This is a genomic window from Caballeronia fortuita (genome assembly GCF_001544835.2).
Lineage (GTDB): Bacteria > Pseudomonadota > Gammaproteobacteria > Burkholderiales > Burkholderiaceae > Caballeronia > Caballeronia fortuita.
Map to the genome: position 1 here is coordinate 96,836 of NZ_FCNX02000002.1, position 16,587 is coordinate 113,422.

Here is a 16,587-nt window from a genome sequence, read left to right on the forward strand (position 1 = left end):
TCCGCTGCGTCAGTACTACCTCTAGCGCTTGCTGTGCCCGATCAGCCAGCTACGCAGATTCGCCGCGTCCTGAACATGCCCGTGCGCGGCGAGCGCGCCGAGAATCACGAAGAGCGTCGGCTTTCCATGCACTTGCGCGACGACGATCAGGCAATGCCCTGCCTCGTTCGTGAAGCCCGTCTTCTGCAGGCCGACGCGCCATGCCGCGTCGTACACGAGCGGGTCCGTGTTGCGATACATCAGCGGGCCGTCGCCGCCGAGCACGAGCTTGTGATGCGAAGTCGCGTAATCGCGGATCACCGGATAGCGATACGCCGCGCGCGCGAGTTTCGTGAGATCGCGCGCGCTCGATACGTTGTGCGGCGAGAGGCCGGTCGGATCGACGAAATGGCTGCGGTTCATGTGCAAGCGCTTCGCGGTGCGGTTCATCGCGCGCACGAAGCCCGCGCGTCCACCGGGATAGTCGCGGCTCAGCGCGAACGCGGCGCGATTCTCCGACGACATCAGCGCGATATGCAGCATCGTCCTGCGCAGCAGCAGCGAGCCGACCGGCAGACGCGAGCGCGAATACTTGAGCCGGTCGACATCGGCGTCGGTGATGCGCGCGGGCTTGAGCAGCGAGCGCTTCGAGTCGAGCACGACCATCGCCGTGAGGAGCTTGGTGAGCGATGCCACCGGCAGGCGCGCATCGGCGTTTTTGGCGTAGAGCGTGCGTCCGCTCGTCAGATCGACGGCAATCGCGGCGCGCGCCTGTATCGCCGGCTTCGAAGCGGCTTTGTGGGCGACGCGCTTAGCGTGCGCGACGAGCGGCACGAGACTCGCGAAGAAGAAAACGATGAAGAGGAGATGGAGCTTGAGCATGACGCGTTCAGAAGCGCGTCTTTGAAGAGCGTGGCGACATGGGACTTGCGACGGCGATGGAGTCCGCTACCGTAAGTGCCAAGTCTTAAGTGAAACTTAATCCAGAACTTGAACCGCGCGCGACGTCTCTGCGCCGCGCGCCGGTGAAACGCGTCATACGACCGAGACCGTTACGTCGATATTGCTCTTCAGCGCCTTCGAGTACGGGCAGGTTTGATGCGCCAGTTGTGCGATCTCTTCGGCCAGCGCCCGCTCGATGCCCGGCAGGCTCACGTTCAGCCGCGCGCGCAGCAGATACGCTTCGCCGCTCGTGCCGAGGTCCACTTCCGCATCGACGGCGGTATCGGCGGGCAGACGCGTCTTCAGCTTCGCGGCGGCCTTGCCCATCGCGCCGATGAAACACGCGGACCAGCCGGCCGCGAGCATCTGCTCGGGATTGGTGCCCGCGCCCGTCGATCCGGGTGGCGAGAGTTTGACGTCGAGACGGCCATCGGTGCTCTTCGCGTGGCCTTCGCGGCCTCCGGTGACGTGCGTTTTGCCGGTGTACAGGACGGTGTCGATCTGGGTCATGATGAATGCCTATCGGGTATGTGTTCGAAAGTCGGTCGGGTTAGTGATGCGCGAACAGTCTTGCGACGTCGCTCGTCGCCACGCTGCGCGCGCCGGCGTGCGAGACGGTGTCGCTCGTGCCGCCGTAGCCCTGCATCGGCATGGCCGCGCTTTCCGTGGCGATGGTCTGCGTGCTCACGCCGCGCTGCGATGCGGGCGCGCCCGCGAGCGGGTCATAGTGCGGCGCGGGGCCGTAGCCGCTGCTAGCGAACGCGGAACCGGCGGCGGCTGCGCTGACGGCGATGACTGCGGCGGTGACGAATTGCTTGATCATGATGGAGCCTCGTTTGCGTGATGTCGGTTAAGGATTAGCTACCTTGATAGAGGCTGCGCAATGCGGCGATCTCGCCGTCGCGTTGTGCCTGGACCAGTTCGCGCTTTACTTCTGCTCGCGTCTTGCCCGCATACGCGTGATTGGCGGCGGCCTGTTCGGTCTGCACGTTCATTGGCACGTTCATCGGCACGTTCTGCACTGCGGCGTGGGCCACACCGGTCATGCCCGTCATGGCGCCGGCGACAAGAGCGAAAGCAACGATCGTGGATTTCATGGTGTTTCTCCTTGGCGGATAAAAAGTAAGTTGAATCGATTACGGCACTCGGGCTTCGCGGTGTTCGTCTTGCATTCACTCGTGAGCCGTCGTTGTGTGTATTTGAAAGCCCGCACGTATCTGGGTTGTGTCGGCGATGCGGGCCTTGTGCAATGTTTTGTATCGCGTGCGTGTCAGATACATTGCGATACAGAGCGCGCCTCAATGCTCGGCGAGCAGCTTGCCGATAGCCGCTTCCGTCTGCGCGTAATCGCCTTCGCCGAAGTGCGTATAGGCCACGCGACCGTGCTTGTCGATCAGATAGAACGCCGGCCAGTACTGATTGCCGTACGCGGCCCACGTCGCGTAACGGTTGTCCTGCGCGACCGGATACGTGATGCCGAAACGTTCGATCGCGCGCTTCACGTTGTTCGTGTCCTGCTCGAACGGAAACTCGGGCGTGTGCACGCCGACGACCACGAGCCCCTTGTCCTTGTACTTCTGATTCCACGACTTCACGGCCGGCAGCGTGTTGACGCAGTTGCCGCACGCGAAAGTCCAGAAGTCGACGAGCACGACCTTGCCGCGCAACTGCGCGAGCGTGAGCGGCTCGCTGTTGAGCCATTTGTCGATGCCGGTGAATTCCGGCGCGACGTTGTCGTTGACATGAGCGCTTGCGGGCGCGATGGGCGCGACAGCCGCGCACGCGGCGATGCCTGCGCACACGGCGGCGTTTCTGATGGCGGCGAGCATGATGAAGTCCTTTTTGAATGCGGTTGAATCCGGTTGAATTCGGAGCGGCGTGTTGGCGATGCATCGCTCCGGCGAGCCGACGTTTGCATCGGCATGACCGCATTGGACTGCGCGCGCGTATCCCGCTTGTGTCGCGAAGAGGCGCGTTGCGCAATGTTATGTATCGCGTGACAGGCGGGATACACTGCGATACAAAACCTCCGCCAAAGCGCGCTATAACGCCTGCATCGCGTCGAGCGGGAGCTTCGAATGAAACGCATGCTGACGGTCCTCGCCTTGCTCATCGGCGGGATCGCGACGGAAATGGCCCATCCGGTTCAGTGTCTGCTGGTCAGCCCGAGCCGGGTGCAACTCAAGCGTCAACGACAACGATCCATCGATGGAAACCACTGATCACGTATTGATCGTCGACGACGATCGCGGCATTCGCGAACTGCTCGCGTCGTATCTCGAGAAGAACGGCATGCGCGTATCGCTCGCGGCGAACGGCCGGCAGATGCGCGCCGTGCTGGAACAAACCGGCGCGCCCGATCTCGTCGTGCTCGATCTGATGCTGCCCGGCGAAGACGGCCTCGTGCTGTGCCGCGAATTGCGCGCGGGCAAGTTCCGCGACGTGCCGGTGCTGATGCTCACCGCGCGCAACGAAGAAGCCGACCGCATTCTCGGCCTCGAAATGGGCGCCGACGACTATCTGCCCAAGCCCTTCGCCGTGCGCGAACTGCTCGCGCGGATCAAGTCGGTGCTGCGTCGCACGCGCATGTTGCCGCCTGGAATGGAAGTGACCGAATCGTCGCAGATGCTCGGCTTCGGCGACTGGCGGCTCGACACGACCGCGCGCCATCTGCTCGATGCCGAAGGCACGATGGTTTCGCTTTCCGGCGCAGAATACCGTCTTTTGCGCGTTTTCCTCGACAACGCGCAGCGCGTGCTCACGCGCGATCAGTTGCTGAATCTGACGCAAGGCCGCCAGGCCGATGCCTTCGACCGCTCCATCGACCTGCTCGTCTCGCGTCTGCGCCAGCGTCTGCGTGACACCGCGCGCGAGCCGCGCTACATCAAGACGCTGCGCAGCGAGGGCTATGTGTTCTCCGCCGACGTCACACCCGTCGAGTCATCCCGATGAGCACCGCGTCTTCCGCTTTCTTGCTGCACTGGCCGCGCACGCTGTTCGCGCGGCTCGCGTTGATACTCGTCGTCGGGCTGGCGCTCGCGCAGACTTTCTCGTTCCTGCTGACGATGCACGAACGCGACGAATCGATGACCCACGTGATGATGGGTTACGTCGAGCGCGAAGTCGCGAGCTCGGTCGCGCTGCTCGATCATCTCCCGCCCGACGAACGCGCGCAGTGGGTGCCGCGGCTCGCGCGGCGCAGCTACGAGTTCATTCTCGGACCGGGCGATCAGACCGGCGCCGCGCCCGATGCCGCGTTGTCGGAGCGCTTCGCACGCTCGATCGGCGATGGCATCGGCAAGCGTTATCCGATGACGGTCAATGCCGTGCCCGGCGACAGGGAGCGCTTCCAGGTACATCTGAAACTGTCCGACGGCTCGCCGCTCACCATCGACATGGGTCCGATGGTCGGCATGCCGCTGTCGAGCTGGCTGCCCTTCGTGCTCGTGCTGCAACTGATCGTGCTCGGCGCGTGCTGCTGGCTCGCGGTGCGTCTCGCAACCGGCCCGCTCAAGCGCCTCGCGAACGCCGCGGACACACTCGGCCCCGATCTCAAGGCCGAACGTCTGCCGGAATCCGGCCCGGAAGAAGTCGCGCGCGCCGCGAAAGCGTTCAACGCGATGCAGGATCGCGTGTCGATGTACATGGCCCAGCGCATGCAGATTCTCGCGGCGATCACGCACGATCTGCAAACGCCGATCACGCGGATGCGGCTGCGCGTCGACGTGATGGACGACGAATCCACGGGCACGAAGCTCCAGCAGGATCTGAAGGAGATGGAATCGCTCGTGAAGGAAGGCGTGACGTACGCGCGCACGCTGCACGGCACGAACGAAGCGCCGCGCCGCATCGATGCCGACGCGCTCATCGAAAGCATCGTCGACGATTATCTCGATGCAGGGCAATCGGTGACGCTCACGGGCAGCATCGGCGGTGCGTTGATGGCGCCGCCGCAAGCGTTGAAGCGCATCGTGGGCAATCTCGCCGATAACGCGATCAAGTATGCGGGCGCCGCTGAAATCGAAGTCGCCACGCGCGCCGATGGCCGCGCGGTCATCGCCGTGCTCGATCGCGGGCCGGGCATTCCGGACGAATCGCTCGAAGCGGTGTTCGAACCGTTCGTGCGGCTCGAAGGTTCGCGCAACCGGCAAACCGGCGGTACCGGCCTCGGTCTTGCCATTGCGCGTCAACTGACGCTCGCGATGGACGCGTCGCTCACGCTGCATCAACGTGAAGGCGGCGGGCTGGAAGCGCGCCTCGTGCTCAAAAAGCCCGATTGAGGCAATCTTTCCGGGCATCATCACATACGACGTCCGATATTACCGAACCCCACGTTTGCACCGAGTTGACGCCTAACGTGTCGCTAGGATAACGTTTTCCTGATTCTGCGATGTCATACGACATCGTTCGAATATTCCCATAGACAGCCGGGACATACCGGATCAGGAGACAATCGATGAAACTCCCTCACAATCGCGCACGCCGTACGTTCGTAAAGCTCGCGGGCATCTCTGCGAGCGCGCCGCTGCTTGGCGCGATGGGCACGCTCGGCACGCTCGCGGGCTGCGGCGGCCACGACGATTCCGGTTCCGGTTCTGGTTCGACGCCCCCGCCCGCAGCGCAGGACCCGATCTGGGGCCCGTCCGGCTCGGCAACGCAGATCGTGAACGCGCTGCAAAGCGTATCGACGTCGATGTTTCCGAGCCGCCAGTTCATCGTCACCGATTACGGCGCGAAACCGTGCGCGGTCGTCGCGGCGGCGAATCCCTACACCGATCCGGCGAAGTCGCCGCTCAGCACCGGCGCCGATCAGACCCACGCGCCCGGCTCCTTCGACTCGCGCCCCGCGTTTCTCGCGGCCATCGCGGCATGCAATGCGGCGGGCGGCGGACATGTCGTCGTGCCGTCGGGCACCTGGTATTGCGCGGGGCCGATCGTGCTGCTGTCGAACGTCGACTTTCATCTTTCCGCGAACTGCACGATCTATTTCAGCCCGAATCCCGCCGACTACGCGAAGGACGGCCCGGTGGACTGCGGCGCGAACGGCAAGCTCTTCTACAGCCGCTGGCAGGCAAACGATTGCCTCAACTACGGCCCGCCCGTCTATGCGCGCAACCAGAAGAACATCGCGGTGACGGGCGAAGGCGACACGTCCGTGCTCAACGGCCAGGCAATGACGCCGTTCGCCGGCAGCGGCAACACCGCGACGTGCTGGTGGACGTGGAAAGGCAACAACGGCGTTTATGGCTGCGTGAATTCGTCGACGCCGTCGCAGGCATCGATCAATGCGAACAACGTCGATCTGAAGACCGCCGTGCCCGGCATTCCCGATGCGCTCTACGCCCGACTCACCGACCCCGCCACGCCCTGGCAGCAGGACCAGAACTATCTGCCGGCGCTATCGGAAGCGGGCGTCGCGATCGAGAAGCGCATCTTCGGCATCGGCCACTATCTGCGGCCTTGCATGGTCGAATTCATCGGCTGTACGAACGTGCTGATGGAAAGCTATCGGACGAACAATACGCCGTTCTGGCAGCATCATCCGACCGATTGCCAGAACGTGGCGATGCGCGGCGTGACGGTGGACAGCATCGGCCCGAACAACGACGGCTTCGACCCCGACGCGTGCGACACGGTCCTCTGCGAGAACGTCACGTTCAACACGGGCGACGACTGCATCGCGATCAAGTCGGGCAAGGATCTCGACACGCAATACGGGCCGGCGCAAAACCACGTCATCCAGAATTGCACGATGAACAGCGGCCACGGCGGCATCACGCTCGGCAGCGAAATGGGCGGCGGCGTGCAGAAGATCTACGCGCGCAATCTGCAGATGCTCAACAAGTTCTGGGCGACGAACTCGCTGAACATCGCGATCCGCATCAAGACGAACATGAATCGCGGCGGCTTCGTGAAGGACTTCTACGTCGACAACGTGACGCTGCCCAACGGCGTGAGCCTCACGCCTTCGGGTTACGGCAGCAGCCTGCTCGCGGGCAGCCCGATCAACGCGACGGTACCGCTCGGCGTGGCGACGGCGACCGCGGCGAATCCGTCGGCGGCGCAGGGCGGCATCGTCACGTTCGACTGCGACTATCAGCCGTCGAAGGACGCGATCCGCACGCGGCCCGCGCTGGTGCAGAACGTGAACATCTCGAACCTGAAGGCAAGCAACGTGTCGCTCAACGGCGTGACGGGCTCGTGCTTTCAGGCGATCGTCGCGCAAGGCCCGGTCGCGTTCGACTACAACGGCCCCGCGCCGACGCCCGCGATTCCGGCGATCACCGGCGTCACGATCACGGATTGCGACTTCGGCACGCCGGTCGCGGCAGGCCCGGCCACGGCGGCGACGCCCGGCCCGATCTACGCGTACAACGTGCACGACATCGTGCTGTCGAACACGCTGATCGCGGGCGTCGCGATGAACAAGACGGTCAGCGACGCGCGCTGATCATCGTTGCGTCAGACGCCGATACGCGAGCAACGGCAAACGCACGAGGAAGCCCAGAAAGAGCCGCGTGTGCATCCACGTCAGCAGCGCGTTGTCGCGGACATAGCGGAAATGCGAGACGCCGCCCTCATCCGGCGTGAAATACCGGACGGGCGCGTCGAGATTGATCGGGCGCACGCCGCGCCAGCACAGACGCACCACCGCTTCGGGATCGAAGTCGAAGCGGCGCATCCAGGTCTGTTTGCGCATGAGCGCGGCGAGCGGCGCGATCGGATAGACGCGAAAGCCGTACAGCGAATCGCCGATGCCCATCCACAGCGTTTCGAGATTCGCCCAGCCGTTGGAGACGCGCCGTCCCTGCACGCGCAACTGCGGCGCGCTCGCATCGAACTTCGGGCGGCCGAGGATCATCGCGCCGGGCGTGTTCATCGACGCTTCCATGAACGCGCGGATCAGCGCGGCGGGATGCTGACCGTCCGAGTCCATTGTCAACGCGTGCGTGAAGCCGAGCTTCGCGGCTTCGTCGAGACCGGCAAGAATCGCCGCGCCCTTGCCGCGATTCTCCGGCAGCACGATTACGCGCAGCCCGGCATCGGCCTGCGCCATTTTTTTGAGGCGTTCGGCGCTGCCGTCCGTGCTGCCGTCGACGACGACCCACACCGGATTCCACTGCTCGCGCGCGCCGCGCACGGTTTCGTCGACTTTTTCGCCGGGGTTGTAGCTCGGGATCAGGACGAGATGCGTGGACGATGCGCGAGTCGAGGGCATTGCAAAAAAAGCGGAATGAGTTCCGACGAATTCTAACGTCTGCCGACGCCGATGCTTTATGGAGATGCTTTCAGTCGCGCGTGCGATGCGCGTCGAGCTCGCCCGCGTAGAAGCGCTGCAATTCGGCGATGAACGCCTGCAGCGCGGCGTGATCGCGTCCCGGCGGCGCGAAGCGGCGGCCGAGCGTCACGCGATAGGTAATGGGCAGCGCGGGCTTCCGGAAAATCTGCCATCCCTTGCCGAGAAAAGCGGAATCCGTTTCGATTATCAAAGTCTGCACCGGCACCTGCGCGCGCGCCGCGATCAGCGCGATGCCGCCCTTCAACGGATTCACCGACGAATTGCCGGTGCGCGTGCCTTCCGGAAAAAGCAGCAGCGGACTGCCGCGATGCAGTTCGCCGACCGCCGCGCGAATCAGCCCGACGGACGTGTCGTTGACGATATAACCCGCGAGCAGCGCGCCCGGCCCGAGAAACACGTTGCCGGCGACGTCGCCCTTCATGACGCAACAAGTGTCGGGCACGCGCGAGGCGATCAGCAATGCATCGAGCAGGCACGGATGATTCGGCGCGAGGATCATCGGCGGCTGGCCGGCGAGCGTGTCGAGTTCTGATAGATCGAAGCGGCACGCGCCGAGCGCGCGCAACAGCGCGAAGTAGCCGTGCCACACGCGCTGCACGACGGCGCGCCCGATGCGCCGTCCCGCGTCGGGGCTCAGTACGCGCCGCAAGATCGACGCGAACGGAAACCACGCGAGGCACACGAGCGCGAGCACGGCGAGCGCGAAGTAGAACGCCACGCCTTGCCACGCGGATTCGAGCACGCCCGCAAGCGAGAGCTTCGCGTGCGGGCCGCCGATTTTGCGATGCGCGTCACTCATCGCTCGCCACCATCTTCGACGACTGCCCGAACACCCACGCCACCGCGATGCCGCCCGACAGCACGCTCTTTTGCCGCACGAGCGGGCTGTCGGCGAAACTTGCGCCGGCCAGGTTCGCATAGCGCACGAAGGCGCCGACCCAGTAGCGGCTGAAGCGCCGCGACATCGACATGAGCGCCTGCGCGCCCGCGTAGCCGCCGTGCGCCTGGAACGCCGCGCGGCCGGGCGTCGCGTATTGCGGCGCGACCGTGTAGTAGTGGTCGCTGTACTTACCGTCGGCGAACATCGGCCCGGCGAACATGCCCGCGCGCAATCCGGAGACGCCCGCGACATCGACGATATCGAGGTTCAGGTTCGGCTCGAACTGCCAGCCCACCGTCTTCGGCGACGATTCCAGCGTGATGCCCATACGCAACGGCATGCGCAGATCGAGCAGCATGTCGCGCGACGGCGTGCGCCACAGATGCACTTCCATCGACGGGCCGATTTCGATCGTCGGCTTGAGATCGGGCATGCCGGCGCGCGCGTTGTCGTCGCGGCTCGAAACCGGCAGCGAACCGAGCAGGCTGATGTTGAAGTTGACGCGGTCGGTATCGAGCAACTGGCCGCGCACGCCGTCGCGATCGGCGCGGAAGAACTTGCCGCGGTAGATCACGTACGGAAACGGAAAGACCCACGCGCGCGTCTGATTCGAGCCGGGATAGTGCGCAAACGCTGCCACGCCCACGCCGATGCCCGCTTCCCACAGCGGCTTGCTCGGCGGCGGCGCTTCGTCGGCGCGCGCGCATACGCTCGCGGCGGCGAGCAGCGCGGGCGCGAGGCGCGAGACGCGCAAGGCCGGAATCGCGATCAATTGACGGATGGCTCCGCGCGTTGCGCATCGCTCAGATTGCGGCGGCGCTGCCGATACGCGCGCAGCGAGTTGCGCCAGTCGAGCGCGGCCGCAACGTAATACACGCCTTTGAACGCGCGCAGCGAATGCCAGATCGGCGTATTGCCGAAGATATCGCCCGCGAGCAGCGACAGCAGCGCTTCCTTCATGCGCAGCGGGTTTTTCGGTCCCATGAAGAGATTGCGCATCGTCGGCGATGTCATGCGGTAGATGAACCACGAGAATTCGCGCGGGCCGTGCCGCACGTCGCGATCGAACTTCGCGAGCGCGGCGGGCGCATTCGCGGGATTCGTGAGCGCCGCGTCGATCGCTTCCGCGCCCGCGAACGCGCTCTGCATCGCGAGCATCACGCCGGACGAAAACACCGGATCGATGAATGCGAAGGCGTCGCCGAGCAGCAGGAAGTTGCGGCCGTGCGTCATGTCGCCGGTGTACGAATAGTTGCCGGTCGCGTGGACTTCGCTGATCAGTTCGGCATCCTTCAGGCGTTCGGCGAGCGGCCCGCACAGCGCGATGGTCTCGCGGAAAAACGCTTCGACCGTCGTGCCCTTCGGACGCCGTTTCAGATACGCCGGCCACACGACCGCGCCGACGCTCGTCGCGCCGTCCGCGAGCGGAATGAACCAGAACCAGCCGTGCTCGAACCAGAACACGGTGATGTTGCCTTCGTTCTCGCCCTCGTTGCGCCGCGCGCCGCTGAAATGGCCATATAACGCCGACGAGTTGTGCCGCTCGTTGCGGCGCTTGGTTTTGAAGCGGTTCGCGAGCAGCGTGTCGCGCCCGGAGGCATCGACGACGAAACGCGTCCGCACGTTTTCGATGCGGCCATCGTCGTGCTCGGCGTCGATCGTCGCGAACGAGCCGTCCGCGGCGAATGCGACATCGCGCGCGCGGCAACCTTCGCTCACATGCGCGCCCTGTTTCGCGGCGTTGCGCAGAAGGATGTCGTCGAGTTCCGAGCGCCGCACCTGATACGCGCTCGGCATGGATTTGTCCCACGCATCGGCGAACATGAAACGCTGCGTGCGATTGCCGTGCTGCGGCGACACGAACTCGGCCGCGAGCTTGACCATGCCGATGGCGCGCACTTCATCGGCGACGCCGAGCTTGTCGAAAAGCCGCAAGTTGGCCGGCAACAGCGATTCGCCGATATGAAAGCGTGGATGCCGCGCCTTCTCCAGCACGCGCACGCGATAACCGCGTTTTGCCAGAAGCGTCGCTGCCGTCGATCCGGCCGGTCCGCCGCCGATCACGACGACGTCCCAGGTTTGCGTCGTTTCACTCATCTGCGTCCCTCGAACCCGCTCTGTTCAGGCGATCCCGCCGTTGATCGACAAGACCTGTCCGGTGACATACGCCGCCGCATCCGACACCAGATACGCGACCATGCCCGCTATTTCCTCCGCCGTGCCCGCGCGCTGCGCCGGCACGAGCTGCTTGATGCGCTCGGGCGGAAACGCGCTGCCGAGCATCGGCGAATCGATGACGCCCGGCGCCACCGCGTTCACCGTGATGCCGCGCGACGCGAGTTCCTGCGCGAGCGCGCGCGTCGCGCCGATCAGCCCCGCCTTCGCGGCCGCGTAGTTCACCTGCCCGCGATTGCCCATCAGACCCGACAGCGATGACATGTTGACGATGCGTCCCCAGCGCGTGCGGATCATCGGCATGAGAAGCGGCTGCGTGACGTTGAAGAAGCCGTCGAGCGTCACGTCGAGCACGCGTTTCCATTGCGCGCGCGTCATGCCGGCCATCGGCGCGTCGTCGTGGATGCCCGCGTTGTTCACGAGAATCTGCACCGGGCCGTCTTCGAGGATGCGCGCGAGCGCGGCGCCGGTCGCATCGGGATCGGTCACGTCGAAAGCGACGGCATGGGCCGCGCCGCCCGCCGCGCGAATGGCTTGCACGCAGCTTTCAGCACGCTCGATGCCGCCGTGCGCGTGGATCCAGACTTCGTGTCCGGCCGCCGCCAGCGAACGGCTGACGGCTTGCCCGATCGCGCCGCTGCCGCCTGTCACGAGGGCGCGCATGGCGTTATTTGGTGCGATGCGCGGCGACGTGCGCCGCGAGCGCGCCGAGATTCGCGAAAATCTTCTGATTGTCCGGATTGTCCGAGCGCAACTCGAAACCGTACTTCTTCGAGATCAGGAGCGCGATCTCCAGGATGTCGATGGAATCGAGCCCGAAGCCTTCCTCATACAACCGCGTATCGGCCGAGACGGCCTTGGGATCGACGTCCTCGAGATTCAGTTCGGCGACGATCAGCTCGGCGAGCTCTCTTTCCAGTTCATTCATCGTGTGCACAGACCAGCGCAAAACGCGCCAAAGGCGGCTCGGAAGACGCGCGCCCCGCGTTGTCCGCGCGTCGTCGGCTGCCTGTTATCGAGATAATTGCAGTGGCGAAATTCTAGACGATGCCCTTGGGGACGCCTAGTAGGAAAGGTAACCGGCGGCGGCAGGTGTCGCATCGAGGTAATTCTGAGAAAAATCAGGGATTTCGCCGCAGGGCGGGACCCCTGCGTGCGTAGGGTAAAATCCGCCCGTCTGACGAATGTAAGATCATGGAACAATCGGTTACAGACCGCCCGCGCGGCCTCGCGGGAAAATGATCGTCAGGCGGGCGACTGCCGAATTTTTTTATCAACCGAGCGTTCAAAAAAGAGCGCCGCAGCCGCGTCCCATGTTGCGTACCTTTTTCTTTCGACCAGCGTCTTTCGTAATCCTTTCGCGTGCATTGCGCGCCGCCGGAGTGCACCGATGAACGCCACACGCTTCATGCGCGCAGCGGGCGTCGTGGCCGCGCTCGTCGCTTATCAGGTCGGCGCGCATCATGCGGCGTCGACGCCGGGCGCGCATGGGCTCGGCCTCGCGCTCGTGCTCGCGCCGCTTCTGCTCATCGCGCTGAACGCCGCCGTGCGCTCGAACGCGCGCGTGTGGCTGCTGCCGCTCTGGGCGCTTGGATGTATCGCGCTGTGGCTCGCGCGCGCGCCGCTCACCGCACATTTCGGCTGGGGACTGTGGCTCGAACACGCGAGCTTCAATATGGTGCTCGCATGGATGTTCGGCCGCACGCTCGCATCGGGCCGCGAGCCGCTCTGCACGCAGTTCGCCACGATGGTCCACGGCAAGCTCGAAGCGCGCGTCGTGCGCTACACGCGCGGCGTGACGCTCGCGTGGACGTGCTTTTTCGTCGCGACCGCGTTCGTGTCGACGATGCTGTTCGCGTTCGCATCGATCGTCACGTGGTCGACGTTTGCCAATTACCTCGCGCTGCCGCTCGTCGGGCTGATGTTCGTCGGCGAATACGCGTGCCGGCGCGTCGCGCTGCCGGACATGGAGCCGTCGAGCATCATGGATGCCGTGCGCGCCTACACGCATTCGATGCAGATGCGTCGCAGCGGAGCGCAGTGATGCCGTCGACCTCATCGTCCATGCAGACTTTTCCGCTGGTCTTTCACGCGTCGCCGGACGAGACGATCGCCTGGCGCGACGGCGCGCCCGTCAGCGTGCGCGCGTTTCTCGCCGACGTGCACGCGCTCGCCGCCGCGCTTCCTGAAGGCGGCCACGTGTTCAACGTGTGCACGGACCGCTACCGCTTCACGGTGAGCCTGTGCGCGACGCTCGTCGCAGGCAAGACGAGCCTGTTGCCCTCCACGCACACGCCCGAAATGGTGCGCGCCCTCGCCTCGTTCGCGCCCGATGCGTTCTGTCTGCACGACAGCGAGGATTGCGCGATCGATCTGCCCTGCTTTCGCTATCCCGATCTCGCGCACGCTCGCGTGTCGGATCAAGCGCCGGTGCCGCATATCGACGGCGCGCGCGTGGTCGCTTACGTGTTCACGTCGGGTTCGACGGGCGTGCCGGTGCCGCATCGCAAGACGTGGGGCTTTCTCGTGAAGAACGTGCGCGCCGCCGCGGACCGCTTAGGCCTGCTCGCCGGCGCCCGCGCGACGCTCGTCGGCACCGTGCCGCCGCAACACATGTACGGCTTCGAGTCGACGGTGCTGCTCGCGCTCATCGGCGGTCTCGCGTTCAGCAACCGCCAGCCGTTCTATCCCGTCGATATCCGCGCGGAACTCGGCGCCGTGCCCGAGCCGCGCGTGCTCGTCAGCTCGCCGGTCCATCTGCGCGCGCTCTTCGCCAACGACGAAGCGCTGCCGCGCGCATCGCTCGTGCTGTCGGCGACCGCGCCGCTCTCGGAGAAGCTTGCGCTCGACGCCGAAGCGCGCCTCGACGCCCCGCTCATGGAAATCTACGGCAGCACCGAAACCGGCCAGATCGCGACGCGCCGCACCGCGCGCACCGCCGCGTGGGAGCTGTTTCCAGACATCACGCTGACGCCGCGAGACGATGAATCCGACGATGCCGATGAACCCACGATGTGGGCATCCGGCGGCCACGTCGAAACGCCGGTGCCGATGGGCGACGCGCTGGAACGCATCGACGACACGCATTTCCTGCTGCACGGGCGCAAGGCCGATCTCATCAATATCGCGGGCAAGCGCACGTCGCTCGCGTATCTGAACCATCAGTTGAACGCGGTGCCGGGCGTGGTCGATGGCGTGTTCTACATGCCGGACGACACACCAGCCGACGGCGAACCGGTGCGCCGTCTGATGGCGCTCGTCGTCGCGCCGGAAATCGCGGCGGCGGATCTGCAGCGCGCGTTGCGCGAGCGTATCGACGCCGCGTTCATGCCGCGTCCGCTGCTGTTCGTCGATACGCTGCCGCGCAACGCGACCGGCAAGCTGCCGCGCAACGTGCTCAGGCAACTGATCGAACAGGAACGCAACCGGCGCGCGACGCTATCGTTCACCGTGCCGCCGGAACATCCCGCGCTCGCCGGCCATTTCCCCGGTCATCCGATCGTGCCGGGCGTCGTGCTGCTCGATCACGCGCTCGATGCGATCGGGGCCGCGCTCGGGAAGAATTTCGACGCGGGCAGGATCGAATCCGCGAAATTCCTGAGCCCGGCGCAACCCGGCGAATTGCTCGACATCGCGTACGAAATGGCGGCGAGCGGCGCAATCCGCTTCACGATCCACGCGGGCGCGCGCACGGTGGCGAGCGGCGCGCTCGTGGCGCGATCGGTCAAGGACGCGCACGCATCGTGAACAAGCCGCGCAACCGCGACGACTGGGCCGAGCGTCAGGAACGCAGCAACCTCGCGCTGCTGCGCTTCATGACGTGGGTGTCGCTGCGCTTCGGGCGGCGCATCGGGCGCGTGCTGCTGCGGATCATCACCGCGTATTTCGTCCTTTTCGCGCCGCGCGCGCGACGTGCGTCGCGCGGCTTTCTGAATCGCGCGCTCGGGCGGCATGCGGGCTGGCGCGATGGTTATCGACACGTGTTTGCGTTCGCATCGACGATTCACGACCGCATCTATCTGCTCAACGAGCGCTTCGATCTTTTCGATATCCGCACGCACGGCGCCGACGACGTCGAAGCCGCGCTCGCCGATGGCCGCGGCGCCTTTCTCATGGGCGCGCATCTCGGCAGCTTCGAAGTGGTGCGGGCGATCGGTCGGGCGCAGCCGCATATCCGCATCGCGATCACGATGTACGAGGAGAACGCGCGCAAGATCAACGCGATTCTCGCCGCCGTGAATCCGGCCGCGCAACACGACGTGATCGGACTCGGCAAGGTCGATGCGATGCTGAAAGTGCGCGAGCGGCTCGATGCGGGCAGTCTCGTCGGCATTCTCGCGGATCGCACGCTGCGCCAGGCCGGCGACGCGCTCGGCCAACGCGACTTTCTCGGCGCGCCCGCCGCGTTTCCGCTCGGGCCGCTGCACATGGCCGCGGTGCTGCGACGCCCGGTGGTCTTCATGACGGGGCTGTATCTCGGCGGCAACCGCTACGACATTCACTTCGAAACGCTCGCCGATTTTTCGAAGATCGAGCGCGGCGAACGCGCCGCCGCCGTCGATGCCGCGCTCACGCGTTATGTCGCGTTGCTCGAAAAATACTGCCGCGCGGCGCCGTACAACTGGTTCAACTATTTCGACTTCTGGCAGGCGAACGCGGCGCAGGAACCCGCGCGAGCGAACGCGGCACGCCTGCGGGAAGCAACGAGGGATTCCTGATCTCATGCGAGTTTTCGTTGCCGTTCTGACGGCTGCCTTGCTGTCGGCATCGACGATCAGCGTCGCCGCTGACGCGCCCTGGACGCTCGATCGCCTCATGAACACGCTCGGCGCGAAGAAATCCGGCCGCGCGCATTTCACCGAGACGCGTTATCTCAAGATCGCGCAGGAGCCGCTCGAATCGTCGGGCGAGCTCGTGTTCGCCGCGCCCGATCATCTGGAAAAGCACACGACGAGTCCGAAGCCGGAAAATCTCGTCGTCGATGGCGACATGCTCACCGTCGAGCGCAATGGCCGCAAGGTCACGATTCCGTTGCGCAACTATCCGGAACTCGGCGCGTTCATCGAAAGCATTCGCGCGACGCTCGCGGGCAATCGCTTCGCGCTGGAAAACGCATATCGGGTTTCCATCGACGGCAAAGGCGACGACTGGACGATGACGCTCGTGCCCTCCGATTCGCGCATGAAGCAGAAGGTCAGCTCGATCACGCTCGCGGGCACGGGCGCGGCGCTTTCGCGCGTCGAGATCCGGCAGGCCGACGGCGACCGCTCGCTGATGCGCCTGCAAGACGCGTCGGCGCACTGAACGCATC

The 16,587-nt window shown here is 65.2% G+C and carries 19 protein-coding genes; 8 read left to right on the forward strand and 11 right to left on the reverse strand.

Features of this window, described 5'->3' with window-relative positions; genetic code table 11:
* Nucleotides 1-21: 21 nt before the first annotated feature.
* From AWB77_RS04725 to AWB77_RS04745, 5 genes are all read right to left on the reverse strand, one after another.
* The gene (locus AWB77_RS04725; protein ID WP_061133250.1) at nt 22-861 is read right to left on the reverse strand and encodes a serine hydrolase; all 840 of its coding nucleotides are present in this window, start codon (nt 859-861) and stop codon (nt 22-24) included.
* Nucleotides 862-1,014: 153 nt separating this feature from the next.
* Nucleotides 1,015-1,431 carry an organic hydroperoxide resistance protein gene (locus tag AWB77_RS04730; RefSeq protein ID WP_061133251.1) on the reverse strand — a complete coding sequence of 139 codons (417 nt, stop codon included), beginning with the start codon at nt 1,429-1,431 and terminating at the stop codon, nt 1,015-1,017.
* Between the two features lie 40 nt (nt 1,432-1,471).
* Entirely contained in the window at nt 1,472-1,744 is a 273-nt protein-coding gene (locus tag AWB77_RS04735) for a hypothetical protein (protein WP_061133252.1), read from the reverse strand.
* 34 nt (nt 1,745-1,778) lie between these two features.
* Nucleotides 1,779-2,018 (reverse strand): DUF4148 domain-containing protein, encoded by a 240-nt coding sequence (locus AWB77_RS04740; protein ID WP_061133253.1) that lies wholly within the window; start codon nt 2,016-2,018, stop codon nt 1,779-1,781.
* A gap of 201 nt (nt 2,019-2,219) precedes the next feature.
* Complete coding sequence (locus tag AWB77_RS04745) at nt 2,220-2,750, reverse strand: thioredoxin family protein (protein WP_061133254.1); 531 nt, start codon at nt 2,748-2,750, stop codon at nt 2,220-2,222.
* 249 nt (nt 2,751-2,999) lie between these two features.
* Here AWB77_RS04745 and AWB77_RS36280 point away from each other — a divergent pair, with 249 nt between their 5' ends.
* The 4 genes from AWB77_RS36280 to AWB77_RS04760 all read left to right on the forward strand — a co-directional run bounded on the left by AWB77_RS36280 (nt 3,000) and on the right by AWB77_RS04760 (nt 7,372).
* Nucleotides 3,000-3,143 (forward strand): hypothetical protein, encoded by a 144-nt coding sequence (locus AWB77_RS36280; RefSeq protein ID WP_167354126.1) that lies wholly within the window; start codon nt 3,000-3,002, stop codon nt 3,141-3,143.
* Entirely contained in the window at nt 3,130-3,873 is a 744-nt protein-coding gene (locus tag AWB77_RS04750) for a response regulator (RefSeq protein ID WP_061133255.1), read from the forward strand. The genes AWB77_RS36280 and AWB77_RS04750 overlap by 14 nt, the downstream gene beginning before the upstream one ends.
* Nucleotides 3,870-5,201 (forward strand): ATP-binding protein, encoded by a 1,332-nt coding sequence (locus AWB77_RS04755; protein WP_061133256.1) that lies wholly within the window; start codon nt 3,870-3,872, stop codon nt 5,199-5,201. The genes AWB77_RS04750 and AWB77_RS04755 overlap by 4 nt, the downstream gene beginning before the upstream one ends.
* Before the next feature lie 176 nt (nt 5,202-5,377).
* Entirely contained in the window at nt 5,378-7,372 is a 1,995-nt protein-coding gene (locus AWB77_RS04760) for a glycoside hydrolase family 28 protein (RefSeq protein WP_061133257.1), read from the forward strand.
* On the opposite strand, the gene AWB77_RS04765 is transcribed toward AWB77_RS04760, so the two are convergent.
* The 6 genes from AWB77_RS04765 to AWB77_RS04790 all read right to left on the reverse strand — a co-directional run bounded on the left by AWB77_RS04765 (nt 7,373) and on the right by AWB77_RS04790 (nt 12,204).
* Nucleotides 7,373-8,140 (reverse strand): glycosyltransferase family 2 protein, encoded by a 768-nt coding sequence (locus AWB77_RS04765; protein WP_061133258.1) that lies wholly within the window; start codon nt 8,138-8,140, stop codon nt 7,373-7,375.
* A gap of 70 nt (nt 8,141-8,210) precedes the next feature.
* Complete coding sequence (locus AWB77_RS04770; RefSeq protein WP_061133259.1) at nt 8,211-9,020, reverse strand: lysophospholipid acyltransferase family protein; 810 nt, start codon at nt 9,018-9,020, stop codon at nt 8,211-8,213.
* Nucleotides 9,013-9,873, reverse strand: coding sequence for a MipA/OmpV family protein (locus AWB77_RS04775; RefSeq protein WP_244158431.1), 861 nt, complete (start codon nt 9,871-9,873; stop codon nt 9,013-9,015). The genes AWB77_RS04770 and AWB77_RS04775 overlap by 8 nt, the downstream gene beginning before the upstream one ends.
* A complete protein-coding gene (locus AWB77_RS04780) occupies nt 9,870-11,198 on the reverse strand; it encodes an NAD(P)/FAD-dependent oxidoreductase (RefSeq protein WP_061133260.1) in 1,329 nt (442 codons plus the stop codon). Before AWB77_RS04780 ends, AWB77_RS04775 begins: the two co-directional genes overlap by 4 nt.
* A 24-nt stretch (nt 11,199-11,222) precedes the next feature.
* The gene (fabG, locus tag AWB77_RS04785; RefSeq protein ID WP_061133261.1) at nt 11,223-11,939 is read right to left on the reverse strand and encodes a 3-oxoacyl-ACP reductase FabG; all 717 of its coding nucleotides are present in this window, start codon (nt 11,937-11,939) and stop codon (nt 11,223-11,225) included.
* A 4-nt stretch (nt 11,940-11,943) separates the two neighbouring features.
* The gene (locus AWB77_RS04790) at nt 11,944-12,204 is read right to left on the reverse strand and encodes a phosphopantetheine-binding protein (protein ID WP_061133262.1); all 261 of its coding nucleotides are present in this window, start codon (nt 12,202-12,204) and stop codon (nt 11,944-11,946) included.
* A gap of 462 nt (nt 12,205-12,666) precedes the next feature.
* Between AWB77_RS04790 and AWB77_RS04795 the strand changes: the two genes are divergently transcribed.
* From AWB77_RS04795 to AWB77_RS04810, 4 genes are read left to right on the forward strand one after another with little or no spacing between them, the layout of a single operon-like run.
* The gene (locus AWB77_RS04795) at nt 12,667-13,320 is read left to right on the forward strand and encodes a COG4648 family protein (protein ID WP_061133263.1); all 654 of its coding nucleotides are present in this window, start codon (nt 12,667-12,669) and stop codon (nt 13,318-13,320) included.
* Nucleotides 13,321-13,340: 20 nt separating this feature from the next.
* Complete coding sequence (locus AWB77_RS04800) at nt 13,341-15,023, forward strand: ApeI family dehydratase (RefSeq protein ID WP_061133665.1); 1,683 nt, start codon at nt 13,341-13,343, stop codon at nt 15,021-15,023.
* Nucleotides 15,020-15,994, forward strand: coding sequence for a lysophospholipid acyltransferase family protein (locus tag AWB77_RS04805; protein WP_208601492.1), 975 nt, complete (start codon nt 15,020-15,022; stop codon nt 15,992-15,994). Before AWB77_RS04800 ends, AWB77_RS04805 begins: the two co-directional genes overlap by 4 nt.
* A gap of 4 nt (nt 15,995-15,998) precedes the next feature.
* On the forward strand, nt 15,999-16,580 hold the full coding sequence (locus tag AWB77_RS04810) for a LolA family protein (protein ID WP_061133264.1): 582 nt from the start codon (nt 15,999-16,001) through the stop codon (nt 16,578-16,580).
* The last annotated feature ends 7 nt before the right edge of the window (nt 16,581-16,587 follow it).